Source organism: Agromyces selenitireducens (genome assembly GCF_052748465.2).
Genome location: NZ_CM188259.1, coordinates 3382911 through 3401735 on the forward strand (window position 1 = coordinate 3382911; position 18825 = coordinate 3401735).

The window sequence follows — 18825 nt, forward strand, 5'->3', positions numbered from 1 at the left end:
CCGCCGGGGTGACACCGCTCAGAGGTTGACCCACTCGGTCGCGCCGCCGTCGAGGTGCTGGCGCTTCCAGATCGGGGTGCGCTCCTTGATGCGGTCGACGAGCAGCGCGCACGCGGCGAACGCCTCGGCACGATGGGGTGCGGCGACGGATGCCACGAGGGCGACGTCCCCGACCGTGAGCGCCCCCACGCGGTGGGCGGCTGCGACCCGCAGGCCCGTCTCGCGCGCGACCTCCGCGCACGTCTCGCGCAGGAAGCGCTCGGCCTCGGGGTGCGCCGAGTAGTCGAGTGCGGTGACCGCCTCGCCGTGATCGTGGTCGCGGATGACGCCCTCGAACGTCACGAGCGCACCGTCCTGCCGGGACTGCACGAACGCCTCGATCGCCGCGCGGTCGAGCGGCGCGTCGGTGACGAGTGCCAGGACCCCCGGCTCGGGCCTGCCGGGCTCGGGCCTGCCGGGCTCGGGCCTGCCGGGCTCGGGCCTGCCGGGCTCGGGCATTCGGGGCTCAGGCATGCGGGGCTCCTCCGTGCTCGAGGCGGTCGGCCTCGCCCGCGACCGGCGCCGCCGATGCGCCGTGCGCGACGTGGCCGGGTCCGTCCTCCGGGTGGCGCGGGTGCGGAAGGGCGTCGGCGTCGGCGTGCCTCACCTGCGGGGCGCGCGGTGCGTGGTCACCGCCGGCGACCTGGTCGAGCAGGTGCGGAAGGAGGTCGGCGAGCACCGCCAGGCCGTCGGCGACGCCGCCGCGCGAACCGGGCAGGTTGACGACGATCGTTCGCCCGGCGACCCCCGCGAGCGCGCGACTCAGCGCAGCGGTCGGGGTCGCGGCGCGGCCCGCGGCGCGGATGGCCTCGGCGACGCCGGGCAGCTCCTGGTCGAGTACCGCACGCGTGGCCTCGGGGGTGCGGTCGGTCGGGTTCACGCCCGTGCCGCCCGTCGTGACGATCGCCGCAGGCGACTCGGCGACCGCCTCGCGCAGCGCATCCGCGAGGTCGGCGTCGGCGACGACGCGCGGGGAGCCCGGATCGAGTCCCCGCTCGGCGAGCCAGGCGGCGATGACGGGGCCGGTGGTGTCGGCGGCGACGCCCGCGGCGGCGCGGGTCGAGGCGACGAGCACGACCGCGTGGCGGGACGACGCGGCCTCCGTCGACGCATCGTGCTCGATCTCGGCGTCGGCGGCGGCCGGCCCCGCGGCATCCGCTCGCCACACGCCGCGCTTGCCGCCGCGCTTCTCGACCAGGCGGATGCCGCCGAGCCGCGCGGCCGGGTCGACGGCCTTCACCATGTCGTGCAGCGTCAGGCCCGCGACGGCGACGGCGGTGAGCGCTTCCATCTCGATCCCGGTGCGCGCAGTCGTCGACGCGGTCGCGCGGATCGTGATCGCCGCCTCGTCGAAGCCGAAGTCGATCGAAACCGCGTCGAGCGGCACGATGTGCGCGAGCGGGATCAGCTCGCTCGTGCGCTTGGCGCCCTGGATGCCCGCGATACGCGCGGTCGGGAGCACGTCGGCCTTCTTCAGCCCGTCGCTCCGGACCAGTCCGACGACCTCGGCGGTCGTGTCGAGGCGACCCTCGGCGATCGCGACGCGGCGCGTGACGGGCTTGCCGCCGACGTCGACCATGCGTGCGCGGCCGTCGTCGTCGAGATGCGTGAGCTCGCTCATAGGACCACGGTATCGACCGGGTCGCCCGCGTCGAGGGCCTCGACGTCCTCGGGGATCACGATGAGCAGGTCGGATGCGGCGAGCGCAGCCACGAGATGCGACCCCGGGCCGCCGACCGGGAGGGCCCGCCCGTCGTCCGTCCGTCGGCCGCGGAGGAACTGCCGCTTGCCGGGGATCGACCGCACGGGATCGGCCAACGGCATCCGTTCGGTGCGGGCCGGCGGGAGCCCGGCGATCGCGCGCAGCGTCGGCGCGACGAAGAGCTCGAACGACAGCTGCGCGCTCACGGGGTTGCCCGGGAACGCGATGACGGGCGCGCCGCGGTACACGGCCGTGGCCTGGGGACCGCCGGGTTGCATCGCGATCGAGCCGACCCATGCGCCGAGCGGTTCGAGCAGCTCGCGCACGACCTCGTAGGCGCCCTTCGAGATGCCGCCGCTCGTGAGGACGAGCTCGGCGCCCGCGGCGATCGCCGCGTCGAGCTCCCCTCGCAGCCGTCCGACGTCATCGCGCACGCGCGCGGAGTGGACGACGACCGCGCCCGTCGCACGCACCGCGGCCTCGAGCGCCACGCCGTTCACGTCGGGGATCTCGCCCGGCCCGAGCTGCTCGCCCGGGGGGACGAGCTCGCTGCCCGTGCTCACGACCGCGACGCGCACGCGCTCCCGCACGAGCAGGCGGGTGAGGCCGGATGCCGCGGCGGCGGCCAGGTGCCGCGACGCGAGCCGCACGCCGGCGGGCAGCACGTCGGCGCCGGCGGGAAGGTCGGATCCGGCCTCGCGCACGTACTCGCCCGCTGCGCGACCCCGCAGGATTCGCACGCCGTCGCCGTCGCCGTCGGGTTCGGTGTCCTCGACCGGGACGACCGCGTCGGCGCCGTCGGGCACCATCGCCCCGGTCATGATGCGCACGGCGGTGCCGGGCGCGAGCGGCGCGGGCGAACCCGGGGCGGCGGCCACCTCGCCCGCGATCGGCAGCGTCACGGGCGCGGGGGCCAGGTCCGCGGCGCGCACCGCGAACCCGTCCATCTGCGAGTTGCGGAACGGCGGCAGGTCGAGCGGCGACTCGACCGGCGACGCGGTGATGCGCCCGAGGGCCTCGCCGAGCGGCACGACCTCGCTGGGTCGCGCGCCGAGCGGGGCGAGCAGCGACCGGACGAACCGGGCGTGCTCGTCGACGGGGATGCGATCGGCCATCAGTACCGCACCACGCCCCCGTCGACCGTGCGCGACCAGGCGTCGATGCCGCCCGCGAGGTTGCGCACATCGGCGAACCCGGCGCCCGCGAGCACCCTCGCGGCGTACTCCGACCGGACGCCGAGGTGGCAGTACACGACGACGGATGCCGCGGGATCGAGCTCGCCCAGCCGGTCCCCGAGGTCGCCGAGCGGGATCAGCACGGAGCCGTCGATGGCGGCGATCTCGGCCTCCCAGGGCTCGCGGACGTCGAGGAGCACGGGCGTCGCGCCGCCGTCGAGCTCGGCGGCGAGGGAGAGCGCGTCGACCTCGGTGATCGCGGGTCTCGAGACGGGCGCTTCACGTCCTCCTCGACCAGCGGCGGGGACGGGCGCCGACGCCGGCGCCGCACGCCGGTAGACGATCTCGCGCGTGCGTCCCGAGAGCGCGTCGTACGCCGCGACCCGCCCGAGCAGCGGCTCGCCGATCCCGGTGAGCACCTTGAGCGCCTCGCCGGCCATGAGACCGCCCGTGACCGTGCACACCGAGGGGAGGATGCCGTCGACCTCGCAGCTCAGCCCGTCGTCGGCGGGCGGCTCCGGGAAGAGGTCGCGGTACGACACGCCCCGCGCCACCCACGAGACGCCCACCTGGCCGCCGAAGCGCGCCGCGGAGCCCCACACGAGCGGGATCCCGGCCCGCGCCGCGGCGGCGTCGGCGACGTACCGGGTGAGGATGTCGTCGGTGCCGTCGATCACGAGGTCCGCGCCCGCGAGCAGTTCGTCGGCGTTCGACTCGACGAAGCGGTGCGGCACGGCCACGACGAGCGCGTCGGGCGACAGCGCGGCCGCGGCATCCGTCGCCGACTCGACCTTGAGGCGACCCACGTCGGCCGGCGCGTGCAGGATCTGCCGGTGCAGGTTGGTCTCGTCGACCCGGTCGTCGTCGACGACCGTGAGGCGGCCCACGCCGGCCGCGACGAGGATCGGGACGACCGCGCTGCCGAGTCCCCCCGCGCCGAGCACGACGACGCGCGCGTCGGCGAGACGCTGCTGGCCGGAGGCGCCGAAGCCGGGAAGCACGCGCTGGCGGGCGTACCGCGGTGAGGCCGGGTCGAGTGGCGGCATGCTCCGATTGTCGCAGCCTTCCCGGGACGACCGGCCACCCATCCCGTTGTCAACCCGGCCGACATGAGGCGCTCTCACAGCCGGTATTCCGGAAGAATGGTGGGCATAGCGACCACGAGGGGGCCGCCGATGAGTGGAACGGGCGACGCGACGCCGGAGCGTGGCGCGGGCTTCGGGCACGTCGTCAGGTCGCTGCTGCCCCGACGGCCCCGCTTCATGCGCGGCGCGCGCGTCGCCGATCCCGTCCGCTCCCCCGTGATCCGCACCGAGCGGCTCCTCCTCCGTCCGCATCGCCTGGCCGACGCCGACACGTGGTACGCGTGGCAGTCCGATCCGGCCGTGATCGAGCACCTCTCCTGGCCGCTGCGGTCTCGCGTCGAGTCCTGGATCCACCTCATGCACCGGACCAGGCACACCCGACTCGAACAGCTGAACGACTTCCTCGCGCTCGGGATCGAGTACCAGGGGCGGCTCGTCGGCGACGTGTCGCTGCACCTGCGATCGCTCGAGCCCGAGACGCGCCGACTCGAGATCGGCTGGCTCGTCGGTCCCGAATGGCAGGGGCGCGGATTCGCCCGCGAGGCCGCCGAGGGCATGCTCGGGCTCGCGTTCGACCGCATGCACGCGGCCGTCGTCGAGGCCGTGATGACCAAGGGCAACCATGCGTCGCTGCTGCTCGCGACACGGCTCGGGTTCGAGGAGGTCGGCGAGCGCGACGGCGAGCGGCTCACGGTCCTCAGCGCCGAGCGGTACCGCGCGATGCGCGACGACCGGCCGAGCGGCAGCGCGTCTGCCGGCGGCGAGACGGTGCCTCCCACCGCCTGACGCGGGGCCCGCCCGCGGGGGTCGCGATCCCGATCAGCGCGGCGTGTCGAAGCGCACGTCGACCGGCTCGGACTCGGGAAGCTCCGCCCACGTCCACGCCCGGAATCGGAACTCCGCGACGGCGCACGTGGGCATGTGCTCGATCTCGTCCGACAGCCGGGAGGCGAGGTCGGACAGCCCGGGGTCGTGCGCGACGACCATCGCCGTCGACAGGTCGTCGTCGAGCTCCGCGACCACGTCGAGGATCGTCTCGGGCGAGGATCCGTAGAGCCGCTCGTCGAGCCGCAGGGTCGCCGCGTCGACGCCGAGCGCCGACGCGATCGCCTCGGCCGTCGTGCGCGCCCGCACCGCGGTGCTCGACACGATGGCGTCGGGGACCATGCCGCGCTCCCGCAGGCGACGGCCCATCTCCGGGGCGTCGCGACGGCCGCGCGCGTTGAGCGGGCGGTCGTGGTCGGCGAGCGACGGATCGCCCCACGCCGACTTCGCGTGGCGGACGAGCACGAGCGTCTTCATGCGCCGAGTCTGCCATCGCGCGCCGCGCGCGTCACGGCGCAGGGCACGTCATCCTCGGCCGGGGTCGATCGGGTTGGGGTCGATCGGGGTGGGCTCGGCGGGGCCCGGCATCAGCCGGCACGCGACGCCCGCCGCGAACTCGAGCACGCAGAGCGCCGCGAGGCGCACGGTGCGGCCGTCCGGGGCATCCGTCGTCGCATCGATCTCGACGAGGTCGGCGCTGCGCACGCGCGCGTCGAGCGCTGCCGCCCGCACGAGCGCGCGCAACTCCCAGGCCGCGAGGCCGCCGGGCACCGAGGCCGGGCACGCGGGCGCGACCGAGCGGTCGCACGCGTCGACGTCGACGTCGAGGTGGACGGGCCCGCCGGCGGCCCCCGCGATCTCGAGCGCCTCGGCCATCGCGATCGACGGGTGGTACCGGTGATGCAGCTCGTCGCGGTGCATGACCGTGATGCCGAGGTCGGCGGCCCGCCGCGCGTACGCCGCCGAGTTCGCGAAGTCCTGGATCCCGATCTGGACGATCCGCGTCGGGTCGACGCCGGCCTCGATCAGCCGGCGAACGGGCGAGCCGTTCGAGATCCCGTCACGGAGGTCGTAGTGCGCGTCGATGGTCACGAGCCCGGCGGTGCCGAGATCGTCGCCCCACGCGCCGAGGGCGGTCGCGAACGTGATCGAGTTGTCGCCGCCGAGCGCGATGAGCGCCTCGGATCGCATGAGCGCGTCGCGGACCCGGGTGCGGGTCCGCTCCTCGCCATCGTCGCCGTCGGGCTCGTGGACGTCCCCCGCATCCACCACGGCCAGGTCGACGAGGTCGACCACGCCGGAGGGACGGTCGGCGCCGAGGTCCCGCGAGCGGTCGGGCGCGAGTGCCGGACTGTAGCGACGCAGTGCGCCGCGGATCGCCGCGGGCGTCGTGTGCGCGTTCGTCGGCGAGAGCGAGGTGCGGAACGCCGGCACGCCGAGAACGGCCAGGGCCGCGCGCGCGTCGGCCCGCATGGCGTCCAACGCGGGCCAGTCGCCCGCGCGCGGCCAGAGCGGATCGTGCGACAACGCCGTCTCGGTCATGCGACCGACGGTAGCAACGAAGGATGCCGCGCGCCGAGCGCTCGTCGGGACTCGTCGTCCGCGATCCCGGACGCCCGGATCAGCCGTCCTGCCGCCCCGAACCGTCTTCGAGTGCCCTCACGATCTCCCGGAACTGGTCGGGCGAGAGTTCGCCCCGGGCCAGGCGCTCCTCGGCGATCGCGCGGGCGTTGCTCGGCGGAGCGCCGGTGCCGTGCCCCTGCGCGGGCGGCGCCGACGACGGCCCGCTCGACGTCGCCTTCACGAGCAGCACGACGACCGCTGCGACGGCACCCAGTATGAGCAGCACGAGGAGGACGACCCAGATCCATCCCCATCCCATGCCATAGCCGTGGTCCCACCACATTCCGCATCACCCCCGGACGTCCGGCGGGACGCGTCCCGCCGGCTCGATGGTACGCCGACGTCCGCGTCGCCTTCAGGGTCGAAGGACCCGCACGAGCTCCCGTTCGCGGGCCGGGTCGAGCCCGGCGCGGCGTTCCCGATCGAGGCCGGCCTCCCGCTCCCACGCGAGCACGTCGGCGAGGAGGTCGCGCGTCGGCCGCACTCCGAGTCCTGCGCGCACGGCCGCCGCGTTCGAGCGGTCGAGGAAGGCGTTCCACGTCGGATCGGCGATCCACAGCGGCAGCGAGCCCGGCCCGGCCCACTCGACGACCCCGAGCTCGGCGAGTCGGTCGACGGACACCGCGACGACCTCGCCGACGTGCCCGCCGACTTGGCGCGACATGGTGAGCCAGTCCGCGAAGGCCACCCGCTCGCCGACCACGTCGAACGTGCCATCGAGCCCGCCCTCGAGAGCGTCGAGCACGAACCGCACGAGGTCTCGCACGTCGATCGCCTGCACCGCGGCATCCGGGATGTCGGGCACGAGCATGGGCTCGTCGCTGCGCGCGGCACGCGCGACCCAGTAGCCCACCCGGTCCGACGGATCGCCGGGGCCGGCGATGAGGCCGGGACGGACGACGAGGAGACGCTCCGGTGCTGCCTCACGCCACGCCGCCTCGCACGCGACCTTTCCCTCGCCGTAGGTCTCGGGAGTGGAGTCGTCCGCGGCGAGCGCCGGCAGCACCTCCGCCGACTCGTCGGCGCCCGGCTCATCGTGTCGGGCGTACACGCTGCACGACGAGACGAACACGACGTGCCGAGCGCGGGCGGCGAGGGCTGCGGCCGCACGGCGGGCGTGTCCGGGCTGCCGCGTGAGATCGATCACCGCGTCCCAGTCGCTTCCGGCGACGTCGGCGTAGGCGGCCGTGCCCGGTTCGTCCCGGTCGGCGACCACGAGGTCGGAGCCCGGTGTCACTGCACCCGCCTCGCCGCGGGCGAGGCAGGTCACCCGGTGGCCGCGCGCGAGCGCCTCTGCGGCGAGCGCCCGCCCCAGCCATTGGGTTCCTCCGAGGATGAGCACGTCCATGCCGTCATCCCAGCACGTCGGCGCCCGCACCTGCGTGCGTGTTCACGCAGCGCGAACCGGCGCGGACGCGGCATCCGCCCGGCGCCGCCGCCGCGCGACGACCCGGATGCCGAGCTTGCGCAGCTCTTCGACCCACAGCACGGTCGACGCCATCGCGACGCAGAGCGCCCAGTGCGCGGCATCCAGCGACTGGGTGCCGAAGGCCACCTGCAGGGGCGGCCACGACACGACCGCGACCTGCAGCAGCACGGCGACCGCGACCGCACCCCACAACCAGCGGTTGGCGAACAGGGACCGGAAGGCGCTCGAGGTCGCCGAGCGCGCGTTGAACGCGGTGAACAGGCCGCAGAGGACGAGGGTCGTGAACCCTGCGGTGCGCGCGACCTCGAACGTGTCGGTGCCGCCCGGAATCAGGCCGCCGGGGAGGAACGCGTCCATCGTGAGCAGCGTCGCGATCGCGATCACGAGTCCCGTCGTCGCGATGCCGATCCACATGCCGAGGTCGATGGCCCGGTCGTGGATGCCGCGCGGCGGTCGCGCCATGACGTCGTCGACCTCGGGGTCCACGCCCATCGCGAGGGCCGGGCCCGAGTCGGTGACGAGGTTGATCCAGAGGATCTGCGTCGCGAGCAGGGGCAGCACGACCGCCTCGTCCGACGCGCCCGCGAAGCCGAGCGCACCCGCGAACACCACGCCGAGGAACACCGTGAGGACCTCGCCCATGTTCGAGAAGAGGAGGTAGCGCAGGAACTTCCGGATGTTGTCGAAGATCACCCGGCCCTCGCGCACCGCGTGCACGATCGTCGCGAAGTCGTCGTCGGCGAGCACCATGTCCGACGCCTCCTTCGCGACCTCGGTGCCCGTGACGCCCATGGCGATGCCGATGTCGGCCGACTTCAGCGCGGGCGCGTCGTTGACGCCGTCGCCCGTCATCGCGACGATGCTCCCCTCGGCCTGCAGCGCGTCGACGATCCGGAGCTTGTGCTGCGGCGCCACGCGGGCGAACACCGACACCGTGCGCACGGCGGACCGGAGCTGGTGCTCGTCCATGCCCTCGATCCGGGCGCCCGGCAACGCGATGCCCTCCTCGTCGATGATCCCGAGGTCGCGGGCGATGCGGGCCGCGGTCGCCGGGTGGTCGCCCGTGATCATGACGACGCGGATGCCGGCGGCGTGCGCCTCCGCGATCGCCGGTCGCGCAGCGGCGCGAGGCGGGTCGATGATGCCGACGACGCCCGCGTAGACGAGGTCCTCCTCGGCGGACTCGTCGAAGTCCGCGGCATCCGCTGCCCCGTCGCCCCCGGCGAGCTCGGGTGCCGGGCGGTATGCGACGGCGAGCGTGCGGAACGCCTCCTCGGACAGCGCCTCGATCTCGGCGAGCGCGCGTGCCCGCCGCACCGGGTCGAGCGGGACGACGTCGCCGCCGACCTGCATGCGGGTGCAGTGCTGCAGCAGCACGTCCGGCGCGCCCTTGCTGAGCACGACGAGGTCGCCGCGCTCGTGCCGGTGCGCCGTCGACATCATCTTGCGCTCGGAGCTGAACGGCACCTCGCCCACGCGCCCGTACCGGGCCGCCTCCTCGGCGGTGCCGGCGATCTTGCGAGCGGCGACGAGGAACGCCGCCTCGGTCGGATCGCCCTCGATCTCCCAGACGCCCCGGCGTTCGGCGAGCTGGGCGTCGTTGACGAGCGATCCCGCGCCGAGCACGAGCTGCGCCTCGGTCCGCAGCGGCCCGTCGGCGAGCTCGCGCCCCTTCGACGTCGCGCCGCCGACGGGCGCGTAGCCGACGCCGCCGACGTCGACGACGCCCGACGCGGTCACGACGCGCTGGATCGTCATCTGGTTGGTCGTGAGCGTGCCCGTCTTGTCGGTGCAGATGACGGATGCCGAACCGAGCGTCTCGACGCTCGAGAGCTGCTTGACCACGGCGTTGCGCCGCGCCATCCGCTGCACCCCGAGCGCGAGCACGAGCGACATGATCGCCGGGAGCCCCTCGGGCACGGCCGCGACGGCGAGCGATACTCCGAGCAGCAGCACGGTCACAAAGTCCTCGGGCGTGTCGATGCCCTGGGCGATCGTCACGGTGAGCATCACGACGATCGCGATCGCGACCACGATGCGCCCCAGCATCCGCCCCAGGTGGCCGACCTCCAGCTGCAGCGGGGTCGGCTCCTCGGCGGTCTCGTCGAGCATGGTGGCGATGGCGCCCATCTCGGTGGACATGCCGGTCGCGGTGACGATCGCACGACCGGTCCCACGACTCACGGCGGTGCCGGCGAACACCATGTCGCGGCGGTCGCCGATCGGCACGTCCCGGTCGAGTGCGGCCGGGTCCTTGCCGACGGGCTCGCTCTCGCCCGTGAGCGACGCCTCGGCCACGCGCAGGGCGTTCGCGCGGACCACACGGGCGTCGGCGCCGACCCGGTCGCCCTCGGCGAGCACGAGCACGTCGCCCGGCACGAGCAGGTCGCTCGTGACGGTGCGGAGCTCGCCGTCGCGGAGTACCGTCGAGTGGGCGCGGGTCATCACCGCGAGCGCCGCCACGGCCTGTTCGGCGCGGAACTCCTGCACCAGGCCGAGCACGGCGTTCAGGGCGATGATCGCGAGGATCACGATCGCGTCGATCGGCCAGCCGTCAGCACCCTCCACGGCCCAGGCCACGACCGAGACGACGACCGCGGCGAGGAGGAGCGCGATGAGCGGATCGGCCAGCTGGGCGAGCACCCGTCGCCAGAGCGGCATGCGGCGTGCGGGGCGCAGCTCGTTGGGGCCGTGGAGCGCCAGTCGTGCCGCGGCCTCGGCGGAGGACAGCCCGCGCTCCGGGTCGACGTCGAGGCGCTCGGCGACCTCGGCGACCTCGATGCGTGCGGGGTCCGGTGCGTCGGTCGCCTTGCCCGGGGTCGTCGCCATGCGCCCATCCTGTTCGCGGGCTCGCGCGGGACGCAACGGGCCGAAGTCCCGCCGATGCGCCGGCCGGGAATGGAATCGGCGCGGAGGTGTTGTGCTGAATACCCCCTAGGGGTATAGTTTCCGGCAGAGCAGGGAAGGTCATCATGGACACGAACCCGGGTACACCGGCCCACGACCGGCACGGCGGCGTCGACGCCGCCGCCCTCGACGAGGGGCACGACGCCCACGCCGGCCACGACGCGCACACCGGCCACGAGATGCACGCTGCACAGGCCGAGCACGGTGCGCACGGCGGGCACGACACGCACGCCGGTCACGGCGGTCACGGCGACCACGTCGCCCAGTTCCGCCGCCTGTTCTGGATCATGCTCGTCATCGCGATCCCCACGATCGCGTTCAGCGGCATGTTCGCCGGGCTGATCGGATACGACCTGCCCGACAACCCGATCGTCATGTGGATCCCGCCGGTGCTCGGCTCGGTCATGTACTTCTGGGGCGGCTCGCCGTTCCTCACCGGCGCATGGTCGGAGCTCAAGGCCCGCAAGCCCGGGATGATGCTCCTCATCGGGCTCGCGATCACGGTCGCGTACGTCGCGTCGCTCGGTGCGAGCTTCGGGATCTTCCCGCACCACCTCGACTTCTGGTGGGAGCTCGCGCTCCTCATCGTGATCATGCTCCTCGGTCACTGGATCGAGATGCGCTCGATCGCGGCGACCTCCTCCGCGCTCGACGCCCTCGCGGCGTTGCTGCCCGATGAGGCCGAGCGGGTGGTCTCGACCGGCTCGACCGGCACTCCCGAGATCGAGACCGTCTCACCGTCCGACCTCGTCATCGGCGACATCGTGATCGTGCGCCCCGGCGGTCGTGTACCGGCCGACGGCGACGTGGTCGACGGCACCGCCGCGATGGACGAGTCGATGATCACCGGCGAGTCCCGCACGGTGAGCCGCGGCCCCGGCGACCGGGTCGTCGCGGGCACGGTCGCGACCGACACGGCGATCCGGGTGCGCGTCGCCGCCGTCGGCGACGACACCGCCCTCGCCGGCATCCAGCGGCTCGTCGCCGAGGCGCAGGCCTCGAGCTCGCGCGCGCAGCGCCTCGCCGACCGCGCCGCGGGCTGGCTGTTCTGGTTCGCGCTCGGCGCCGCGGCGATCACCGCGGTCGCCTGGTGGTACGTCGGCCTCCCCGACGACGGCGTCATCCACACCGTGACCGTGCTCGTGATCGCCTGCCCGCACGCCCTCGGCCTCGCGATCCCCCTCGTCGTGTCGATCGCGACCGAGCGCGCGGCCCGCGGCGGCGTGCTCGTGACCGACCGCCTCGCGCTCGAGACGATGCGCACGGTCGACGCGGTCCTCTTCGACAAGACCGGCACGCTGACCCGGGGCGAGCCCGCGGTGACGGATGCCGCGGCCGCACCCGGCCACGCCCTGGACGAGGTGCTCGCGTTCGCGGCATCCGCGGAACACGACTCGGAGCACCCGCTCGCGAAGGCCGTCGTCGCCGAGGCCGGCCGCCGCTCGCTCGCACCGCAGGCGGCATCGGGCTTCGAGGCGTCGGCCGCGGTCGGCGTCACCGCGCGCGTCGGCGGTCGCCTCGTGCACGTCGGCGGACCGGGCATGCTCGCCCGCGAGGGCCTCGAGCCGCTCCCCGAGTCGCACGCCTGGGCCGACCGCGGCGCGACCGTGCTCCACGTGGTCGTCGACGGCGAGGTCGCGGGAGCGCTCGCCCTGGCCGACGAGATCCGGCCCGAGTCGCGCGAGGCGGTCGACGCGCTGCACGCGCTCGGCATCCAGGTCGTGATGATCACTGGCGACGCCGAGACGGTCGCGCACACGGTGGCCGGGCAGCTCGGCATCGACCGCGTCTTCGCGGGCGTCCGCCCCGAGGACAAGGCCGCGAAGGTGCAGGAGCTCCAGCGCGAGGGCCTCTCGGTCGCGATGGTCGGCGACGGCGTGAACGACGCCCCGGCACTCGCGCAGTCCGACGTGGGCATCGCGATCGGCGCGGGCACGGATGTCGCGATCGCCTCGGCCGGCGTCATCCTCGCCTCGAGCGACCCGCGCTCCGTGCTCTCGGTGATCGAGCTGTCGCGTGCGTCGTACCGCAAGATGCAGCAGAACCTCTGGTGGGCGGCCGGCTACAACCTGATGGCGGTGCCGCTCGCGGCGGGCGTGCTCGCGCCCATCGGGTTCGTGCTGCCGATGTCGGTCGGCGCCCTCCTGATGTCGCTGTCGACGGTCATCGTCGCGGCGAACGCGCAGCTGCTGCGCCGCCTCGACCTCCGCCCGGAGGCGTCGGCGGAGGCCGTGCTCGAGCGGGCCCGTTGAGCATCGCGAGGCGGACGCGGCGGGCATAGGCTCGGGGCATGGAAGACGAGTCCATCGCCGTGCTCGTGACCGGAGCGGAGCGCCGACTGCTCGAGCCCGAGACCCGACGCGACCCCAGCGCCCTCGAAGACCTGCTCCACGAGTCGTTCCGAGAGATCGGCCGCAGCGGACGGCTGTGGACGCGCGACGAACTCATCGACGTGATGACCGGGCCCGACGCCGTCGACCTGCAGTCGGCCGTCGTCACCGGCGAGCACGTCGAGCTCGTGGCATCCGACCTCGCGCTGCTCACCTACACACTCGACGCGGACGGCATGCGGAGCCGGCGGAGCTCGCTCTGGCGGATCGCCGGCGACCGCCCGCGCATGCTGTTCCACCAGGGCACGCCGCTCGGGCCGCACGTCGGCTGACGACCGGCGGGCGAGGTACGCCGACGGGGGGCCGAGGGAGTTAGCGCGACGGCGCCGCCGGCACGGCGAGCGCCAGCAGGTCGTTGACCGTCGAGAGCACCGCGTCGTGGGGGCCCGACTCGAGCTCGGGGCGGCGGGCGGGTCCCGTGAGGACGCCCACCACCCAGCCCGCGCCGGCCGCGCGGCCCGCCTCGAGCAGCGCCAGCGTGTCGCCGGCGACGAGCACCTGCCGGACGTCGAGCGTCCCCGTGAGCTCCATGGCGTGGTGGACGGCGTACGGGGCTGGCGGGAGCGCCGCGATCTCGTCCGCGCACACGAGCGCATCGACGACGCCGATGCCGCCGGGCGTCGCCGCGACGGTCCAGCCGAGGGTGGCGAGCATCGGCTCGGCGGTCGAGCGAGGCGGATCGCACACCAGCGCGACCCGCACGCCGCGTCGGCGCAGCTCTGCGAGCGTCGCCTCCGCCCCGCGCAGCGGCTCCGGCGTGCGCGGGACCGCCGCGGCATCCGTCGACGCCCGCCGGATCGTCGTGCCCTCGAAGCCGAGGACGGCCAGCGTGATCATCGGCGCCTCCCCTCGGCGGTCGGGTGCGAGCGGCGGAGGGGCGTGCGCCGGTCGACCTCGTTCTCGATCGTGAACGTCGCGAGCTCGGGCCGATAGCGGTCGTCGGCGTACGACAGCGGGCGACGTGCCGCGTCGAACGTGATGCGGCGCTCGCGCAGCAGCGGGCTGCCCGCACCGACCTCGAGCGCCTCGGCGTCGAGCGGGTTCGCGGCGACCGCGTCGATGGTGTGCCGCGCGCGCCGCAGGTCGACGCCCTTCGCGACGAGGTGCGCGTGCAGCGATCCGCGGTCGCAGTCCATGTCGGCGAGGAGTGCACCGATGTCGGGAGCGAACGAGGTGCGCTCGACCATGGTCGGCACGTCGTCGAGCGTGCGCACGCGCACGACCTGCACGACCGCGGCTCCCTCGTCGAGTCCGAGGAACCCGGCGACCGCCGACGGGGCCGGCCGGCGCGCCGCTTCGAGGGTGCGCTGGCCCGGCGTCTTGCCGATCGAGCGCGCCCACTCCGTGAACGACGAGAACGTCGAGAACGGCTGCGACGGCACGACCCGCCCCACCACCGGCGCGCGGCCCCGACCACCGACGACGTAGCCCTCCTCGCGCAGCGCGAGCAGCGCCCGGCGCACGGTCCCGCGCGACGTGCCGAACTCGCGGCACAGCGCGGCCTCGCTCGGCAGACGCATGCCCGCGATCCACTCGCCCCGCCCGATGCGCTCCCGCAGGGCGTCGTGGACGCGCTCGTGCAGCGGTGCTTCAGTGGACATGCATCGAACGTACGGACTCGGCGCACCTCCGGGGGTGGGCGCGACGCGACCTTCCGGTGAAGGTTCGGTGAACCGCGGGCGACCCGGCTGTGCGGTGACGGATGCCGCGTGCGCGCGCCGCGCGTGTCGTCAGCGCGCTCCGGGCTCGAGCTCGCGCGCACGACGCAGGAGCGCGACGAAGCCGTCGCGGTCGAGCCGGTCGAGCGACGGGATCGTGATCGCCGCGGAGCCGACCTTCACCCGCCCGAGCTCGCCCGCGCGTCGCTTCACGAGGTACTCGCCGTCCTCCGCGGCGTTCACGTATACGCTGAGGTGCTTCGACTGGTCGGCGAGCCCGACGAGGAACCACTCGACGGACCCGCCGCGCGGCCGTGCCTGGCTGATCGCACCGTAGCCGATGATCGCCTGACGGGTGCCGCCCCAGAACTCGCCCTCCCACAGGGCGCGCTCGAGGCCCGCGAACTCGCCGGAGATCACCCGGTCGAGCTCCCGCATCGACTCGGCGCGCTCGCCGTCGAGCTCGGCGAGGAAGGCGTCGACGTCGCGACCGGTTCGCTCCATGCCTCGATCCTGCCCGGGACGATCAGCGTGCGCCAGCCCCGGTCGCCAGCTCGTCCCTGCCGGAGCCGTGGGCCTTCCGAGCCTCCTCCGCCTCGCGCGCCGCCCGCTTGGCCCGGCGCCGCTCGCGGCCGCCCTCGACGAGGTCGTACAGCGAGGGCAGCACGAGCAGCGTCAGCACCGTCGACGAGAGCAGGCCGCCGATCACGACGAGCGCGAGCGGCTGCGAGATGAACCCGCCGCTGCCCGTGATGCCCAGCGCCAGCGGCAGCAGCGCGAAGATCGTCGCCAGCGCCGTCATCAGGATCGGGCGGAGACGTCGCGATGCGCCGTGCAGCAGCGCGTCGCGCACGGTCATTCCGCGATCGCGGTACTGGTTCACGAGGTCGATGAGCACGATCGCGTTGGTCACGACGATGCCGACGAGCATGAGCACGCCGACGAGCGACGCGACGCCCAGCGGGATGCCCGTGATCACCTGCAGGAGGATCGCGCCCGTCGCGGCGAACGGCACCGAAACGAGCAGCAGCAGCGGCTGCAGCAGCGAGCGGAACGTGGCGACCATCACGATGTAGACGATGAGGATCGCGGCGAGGAGCGCGAGGCCGAGCTGCGAGAACGACTCCTGCTGGTCGGCGGTGACGCCGCCGATCGACGCCGACGTGCCGTCGGGCAGGTCGACCGCGTCGACCGCGGCCTGCACCTCGGCGCTCGCGGTGCCGAGGTCGTCGCCGGCGGGCGTGGCGGCCACGGTCCCGCTGCGCAGGCCCTTGACGGTCGTGACGGATGCCGGACCATCGGTCTGCTGCACGGTCGCGAGCGAGTCGAGCCGAACGGCGCCGGCGGGAGTCGGCACGGCCAGCGCCGACAGCGCCTCGATCGTGGCGGGCGGCTCCTCAGAGGCGATGTAGATCGTGAGCGTCTGCTCGTCGATGACGATCGAGCCGGCCGACTGCGGCTGCATCGACGCCGACACGATCCCGCCGAGCGCGACCTCGGAGTAGCCGGCCTCGGCGGCCGCCGCACGGTCGATGGCGACCTGGATGTACGGGCGCGACTCCTCGAGGTTCGAGGTGACCTGGGTGAGCGAGTCGAGCCCGGACAGCTCGTCGACCATGGCCTCGGTCGCCGCGCGCAGGTCCTCCTGGTTCGAGGCCGTGATGTCGACCTCGATGTCGCTCGACGCGCCGAAGCCGCTCTGCGCGGCGAGCGTGATCTCGCCGACCTCCTCGAGCTCGTTCAGCTCGGCGCGCACCTCCTCCTGCAGCGCCGCCTGGTCGGCGCCCTCGTCGGTGGTGACGTTGTAGGCGACGGTGTTGCCGCTGCCGCCGAACGCGGCGAGCGCGCCGCCGCCGGTCGCGGTGCCGATGGAGGCCTGCACGGTCTCGACGCCCTCGACGCCGCGGATGGCCTCCTCGACGGGAAGCGACGCCTCGGCCAGGTACGCCAGGCTCGACCCGACCGGGAGCTCCTGCGTGACGCGGAACGTGTTCTGGCCGCTGTCGCCGAGGAAGTTCGTCTTCATGAACGGTGCGAGCGCGACGGTGCCGGCGAGCACGAACACGGCGGCGATGATCGTGATGGCCGAATGCTTCAGCGTCCAGCCGAGCACCGGCAGGTAGCCCTTCTGCAGGCGCGACGGGTGCTCGAGCTCGTCGGTGAGGCCGGGCCCGGCCGGGCGAGCGGATGCCGCGGGGCTCGCCTGGCCCGGAACCGCATCGGCCGCCGCGGGCTTGGGCCGCAGCCCGGTGCCTCCGTCGGCGTCGCGGAGCTCGGGTGCCAGCCACACGTCGTCGACGAACGCGGCCGCGGCTGCGGCATCCGCTTCGGTCTGACCCTTCGTCGGCTTCGAGGGCCTCAGGAACCAGTAGGCGAGCACCGGGACGATGGTGAGCGACACGAGCAGCGACGCGAGCAGCGCGATCGTGACCGTGAGCGAGAACGGGCGGAACAGCTCGCCCGTGACGCCCTCGACGAGCGCGATCGGCAGGAACACCGCGACGGTCGTGATCGTCGACGCGGTGATCGCGCCGGCGACCTCGCGCACGGCATGGATGATCGTCGGCGCCTTGTCGGCACCCATGACGTAGTGGCGCTTGATGTTCTCGATGACGACGATCGAGTCGTCGACGACGCGGCCGATCGAGATCGTGAGCGCGCCGAGCGTGAGGATGTTCAGCGTGTAGTCGGCCGCCTGCAGCCCGATGAACGTGATGAGCACCGAGGTCGGGATCGAGATCGCGGTGACCAGGGTCGCGCGCACCGACATCAGGAACACGAGGATCACGAGCACCGCGAAGATGAGGCCGAGCGTGCCCTCGACCGCGAGCGTCTCGATGGAGCGCTCGATGTAGGGCGCCTGGTCGAACACGACCGTGAACTCGGCTCCCGGGTTGGTGGTGTCGAGCGAGGCCTGCAGGTCGGGCAGTGCGGCCGCGATGGCGTTCGACACCTCGACGGTGTTCGCCGACGGCAGCTTCGTGATCGAGATCGTGAGGGCGGGCTCGCCGTTCACGCGCGAGATGCTCGTCTGCGGGTTCCCGGTGAGGCCGACGGATGCCACGTCCCCGATCGTGAGTGCGACCGGTACGGTCACGGTTCCGGTGCCGTCGTCGACGCCGGGCACGCCCTCCGCGCCGGGGAACCCGCCCTCGTCGACCCCCGCGTCGGGGAGCCCGCCCTCGGGGGTCTCGCCCTCGGGGAACTCGCCCTCGGGGAACCCGGCCGCGGGCTGCTGCTCGGTCGCGCCGATGAGCGGCAGCGCGGCGACGTCCTCGACGCTGCCGAGGCGCGTGCCGGCCTGCACGGCGAACGTCGAGTCGCCCTCGGTGATCTCGCCCGCGGGCAGCAGCACGCCGTTCTGCGCGAGCGCGTCGCGGATCGCCTGCGCCGAGAGGCCGTACTGCGCGAGCGCCGCCGGGTCGGGCGTGATCACGACGCGGCGGCCCTGGTCGCCGACGAGGGTCGCCTCGCGAACGCCGTCGATGTCGCGCAGCTCGGGCAGCGTCGTCCGGGTGATCTCGTCCGACAGCGTCGTGGGGTCCTCGGCGCCGGTGACGGCCACCGCGGTCACGGGCAGGTCGTCGAAGCTGAACGCGATGACCTGCGGGTCGACGTCGTCGGGCAGCTGCGGCGCGATGCGGTTCACCGCCGAGAGCAGCTTCTGCTCGGCGAACGCGAGGTCGGTGCCGAACGTGAAGCTCGCGACGACGCGCGAGACGCCCGTCGAGCTCGTGGTCGACGTCGAGTCGAGGCCGCTGATGCCCTGGATGGCGGTCTCGATCGGTGTGGACACGTCGGCGTTGACGACATCCGGCGACGCACCCGGATACGCGGTGATGATGCTCAGCTGCGGAAGCTGGATCGACGGAGCGAGTTCCTGCTTGAGGTTCGTGAGCGCGATGCCCCCGAAGATCGCGACCACGATCGTGACGAGCGCGATGAGGGCGCGGTTTCGCATGCTGAGCTTCGCGAGCAGGGACATGGAGTCG

Annotated in this window: 16 protein-coding genes; 3 read left to right on the forward strand and 13 right to left on the reverse strand. The window is 73.8% G+C overall.

The window, feature by feature from the left end:
• Positions 1-18: 18 nt before the first annotated feature.
• From ACULK4_RS15875 to ACULK4_RS15890, 4 genes are read right to left on the reverse strand one after another with little or no spacing between them, the layout of a single operon-like run.
• Positions 19-513: a molybdenum cofactor biosynthesis protein MoaE gene (locus ACULK4_RS15875; RefSeq protein ID WP_445963356.1), complete on the reverse strand. Its 495-nt coding sequence runs from the start codon at positions 511-513 to the stop codon at positions 19-21.
• Positions 506-1660 carry a bifunctional molybdenum cofactor biosynthesis protein MoaC/MoaB gene (gene moaCB, locus ACULK4_RS15880; RefSeq protein WP_445963357.1) on the reverse strand — a complete coding sequence of 385 codons (1155 nt, stop codon included), beginning with the start codon at positions 1658-1660 and terminating at the stop codon, positions 506-508. Before moaCB ends, ACULK4_RS15875 begins: the two co-directional genes overlap by 8 nt.
• Complete coding sequence (locus ACULK4_RS15885; protein WP_445963358.1) at positions 1657-2856, reverse strand: molybdopterin molybdotransferase MoeA; 1200 nt, start codon at positions 2854-2856, stop codon at positions 1657-1659. Before ACULK4_RS15885 ends, moaCB begins: the two co-directional genes overlap by 4 nt.
• Positions 2856-3962: a ThiF family adenylyltransferase gene (locus ACULK4_RS15890; protein WP_445963359.1), complete on the reverse strand. Its 1107-nt coding sequence runs from the start codon at positions 3960-3962 to the stop codon at positions 2856-2858. The genes ACULK4_RS15885 and ACULK4_RS15890 overlap by 1 nt, the downstream gene beginning before the upstream one ends.
• 129 nt (positions 3963-4091) lie before the next feature.
• Between ACULK4_RS15890 and ACULK4_RS15895 the strand changes: the two genes are divergently transcribed.
• Entirely contained in the window at positions 4092-4787 is a 696-nt protein-coding gene (locus tag ACULK4_RS15895; protein WP_445963360.1) for a GNAT family N-acetyltransferase, read from the forward strand.
• A gap of 33 nt (positions 4788-4820) precedes the next feature.
• Here ACULK4_RS15895 and ACULK4_RS15900 read toward each other — a convergent pair whose 3' ends face one another.
• From ACULK4_RS15900 to ACULK4_RS15920, 5 genes are all read right to left on the reverse strand, one after another.
• Positions 4821-5303 carry a SixA phosphatase family protein gene (locus ACULK4_RS15900; RefSeq protein ID WP_445963361.1) on the reverse strand — a complete coding sequence of 161 codons (483 nt, stop codon included), beginning with the start codon at positions 5301-5303 and terminating at the stop codon, positions 4821-4823.
• A gap of 48 nt (positions 5304-5351) precedes the next feature.
• Positions 5352-6368, reverse strand: coding sequence for an arginase family protein (locus tag ACULK4_RS15905; RefSeq protein ID WP_445963362.1), 1017 nt, complete (start codon positions 6366-6368; stop codon positions 5352-5354).
• Positions 6369-6447: 79 nt separating this feature from the next.
• Positions 6448-6708, reverse strand: coding sequence for an SHOCT domain-containing protein (locus ACULK4_RS15910; RefSeq protein WP_445963363.1), 261 nt, complete (start codon positions 6706-6708; stop codon positions 6448-6450).
• A 96-nt stretch (positions 6709-6804) separates the two neighbouring features.
• Entirely contained in the window at positions 6805-7797 is a 993-nt protein-coding gene (locus ACULK4_RS15915) for an NAD-dependent epimerase/dehydratase family protein (RefSeq protein WP_445963364.1), read from the reverse strand.
• Between the two features lie 42 nt (positions 7798-7839).
• The gene (locus ACULK4_RS15920; protein WP_445963365.1) at positions 7840-10707 is read right to left on the reverse strand and encodes a cation-translocating P-type ATPase; all 2868 of its coding nucleotides are present in this window, start codon (positions 10705-10707) and stop codon (positions 7840-7842) included.
• A 143-nt stretch (positions 10708-10850) separates the two neighbouring features.
• On the opposite strand from ACULK4_RS15920, the gene ACULK4_RS15925 reads away from it, so the two are divergent.
• Positions 10851-13037: a heavy metal translocating P-type ATPase gene (locus ACULK4_RS15925; RefSeq protein WP_445963366.1), complete on the forward strand. Its 2187-nt coding sequence runs from the start codon at positions 10851-10853 to the stop codon at positions 13035-13037.
• A gap of 38 nt (positions 13038-13075) precedes the next feature.
• Positions 13076-13447 (forward strand): nuclear transport factor 2 family protein, encoded by a 372-nt coding sequence (locus ACULK4_RS15930; protein ID WP_445963367.1) that lies wholly within the window; start codon positions 13076-13078, stop codon positions 13445-13447.
• A 40-nt stretch (positions 13448-13487) separates the two neighbouring features.
• On the opposite strand, the gene ACULK4_RS15935 is transcribed toward ACULK4_RS15930, so the two are convergent.
• The 4 genes from ACULK4_RS15935 to ACULK4_RS15950 form a co-directional block, all read right to left on the reverse strand.
• On the reverse strand, positions 13488-14012 hold the full coding sequence (locus ACULK4_RS15935) for an HAD family hydrolase (RefSeq protein ID WP_445963368.1): 525 nt from the start codon (positions 14010-14012) through the stop codon (positions 13488-13490).
• On the reverse strand, positions 14009-14776 hold the full coding sequence (locus ACULK4_RS15940; RefSeq protein ID WP_445963369.1) for a GntR family transcriptional regulator: 768 nt from the start codon (positions 14774-14776) through the stop codon (positions 14009-14011). The genes ACULK4_RS15935 and ACULK4_RS15940 overlap by 4 nt, the downstream gene beginning before the upstream one ends.
• A 129-nt stretch (positions 14777-14905) precedes the next feature.
• A complete protein-coding gene (locus tag ACULK4_RS15945; protein WP_445963370.1) occupies positions 14906-15337 on the reverse strand; it encodes a hypothetical protein in 432 nt (143 codons plus the stop codon).
• Between the two features lie 22 nt (positions 15338-15359).
• Complete coding sequence (locus ACULK4_RS15950; RefSeq protein WP_445963371.1) at positions 15360-18818, reverse strand: efflux RND transporter permease subunit; 3459 nt, start codon at positions 18816-18818, stop codon at positions 15360-15362.
• Between the last annotated feature and the right edge of the window lie 7 nt (positions 18819-18825).

What these genes read in the sequence shown, in the direction of transcription:
- ACULK4_RS15910 (WP_445963363.1), bottom strand. Translation starts at nt 6,708, where the DNA reads ATGGGATGGGGATGGATCTGGGTCGTCCTCCTCGTGCTGCTCATACTG.
- ACULK4_RS15890 (WP_445963359.1), bottom strand. Translation starts at nt 3,962, where the DNA reads ATGCCGCCACTCGACCCGGCCTCACCGCGGTACGCCCGCCAGCGCGTG.
- ACULK4_RS15925 (WP_445963366.1), top strand. Translation starts at nt 10,851, where the DNA reads ATGGACACGAACCCGGGTACACCGGCCCACGACCGGCACGGCGGCGTC.
- ACULK4_RS15915 (WP_445963364.1), bottom strand. Translation starts at nt 7,797, where the DNA reads ATGGACGTGCTCATCCTCGGAGGAACCCAATGGCTGGGGCGGGCGCTC.
- ACULK4_RS15935 (WP_445963368.1), bottom strand. Translation starts at nt 14,012, where the DNA reads ATGATCACGCTGGCCGTCCTCGGCTTCGAGGGCACGACGATCCGGCGG.
- ACULK4_RS15885 (WP_445963358.1), bottom strand. Translation starts at nt 2,856, where the DNA reads ATGGCCGATCGCATCCCCGTCGACGAGCACGCCCGGTTCGTCCGGTCG.
- ACULK4_RS15900 (WP_445963361.1), bottom strand. Translation starts at nt 5,303, where the DNA reads ATGAAGACGCTCGTGCTCGTCCGCCACGCGAAGTCGGCGTGGGGCGAT.
- ACULK4_RS15920 (WP_445963365.1), bottom strand. Translation starts at nt 10,707, where the DNA reads ATGGCGACGACCCCGGGCAAGGCGACCGACGCACCGGACCCCGCACGC.
- ACULK4_RS15895 (WP_445963360.1), top strand. Translation starts at nt 4,092, where the DNA reads ATGAGTGGAACGGGCGACGCGACGCCGGAGCGTGGCGCGGGCTTCGGG.
- moaCB (WP_445963357.1), bottom strand. Translation starts at nt 1,660, where the DNA reads ATGAGCGAGCTCACGCATCTCGACGACGACGGCCGCGCACGCATGGTC.
- ACULK4_RS15875 (WP_445963356.1), bottom strand. Translation starts at nt 513, where the DNA reads ATGCCTGAGCCCCGAATGCCCGAGCCCGGCAGGCCCGAGCCCGGCAGG.
- ACULK4_RS15930 (WP_445963367.1), top strand. Translation starts at nt 13,076, where the DNA reads ATGGAAGACGAGTCCATCGCCGTGCTCGTGACCGGAGCGGAGCGCCGA.
- ACULK4_RS15945 (WP_445963370.1), bottom strand. Translation starts at nt 15,337, where the DNA reads ATGGAGCGAACCGGTCGCGACGTCGACGCCTTCCTCGCCGAGCTCGAC.
- ACULK4_RS15950 (WP_445963371.1), bottom strand. Translation starts at nt 18,818, where the DNA reads ATGTCCCTGCTCGCGAAGCTCAGCATGCGAAACCGCGCCCTCATCGCG.
- ACULK4_RS15905 (WP_445963362.1), bottom strand. Translation starts at nt 6,368, where the DNA reads ATGACCGAGACGGCGTTGTCGCACGATCCGCTCTGGCCGCGCGCGGGC.
- ACULK4_RS15940 (WP_445963369.1), bottom strand. Translation starts at nt 14,776, where the DNA reads ATGTCCACTGAAGCACCGCTGCACGAGCGCGTCCACGACGCCCTGCGG.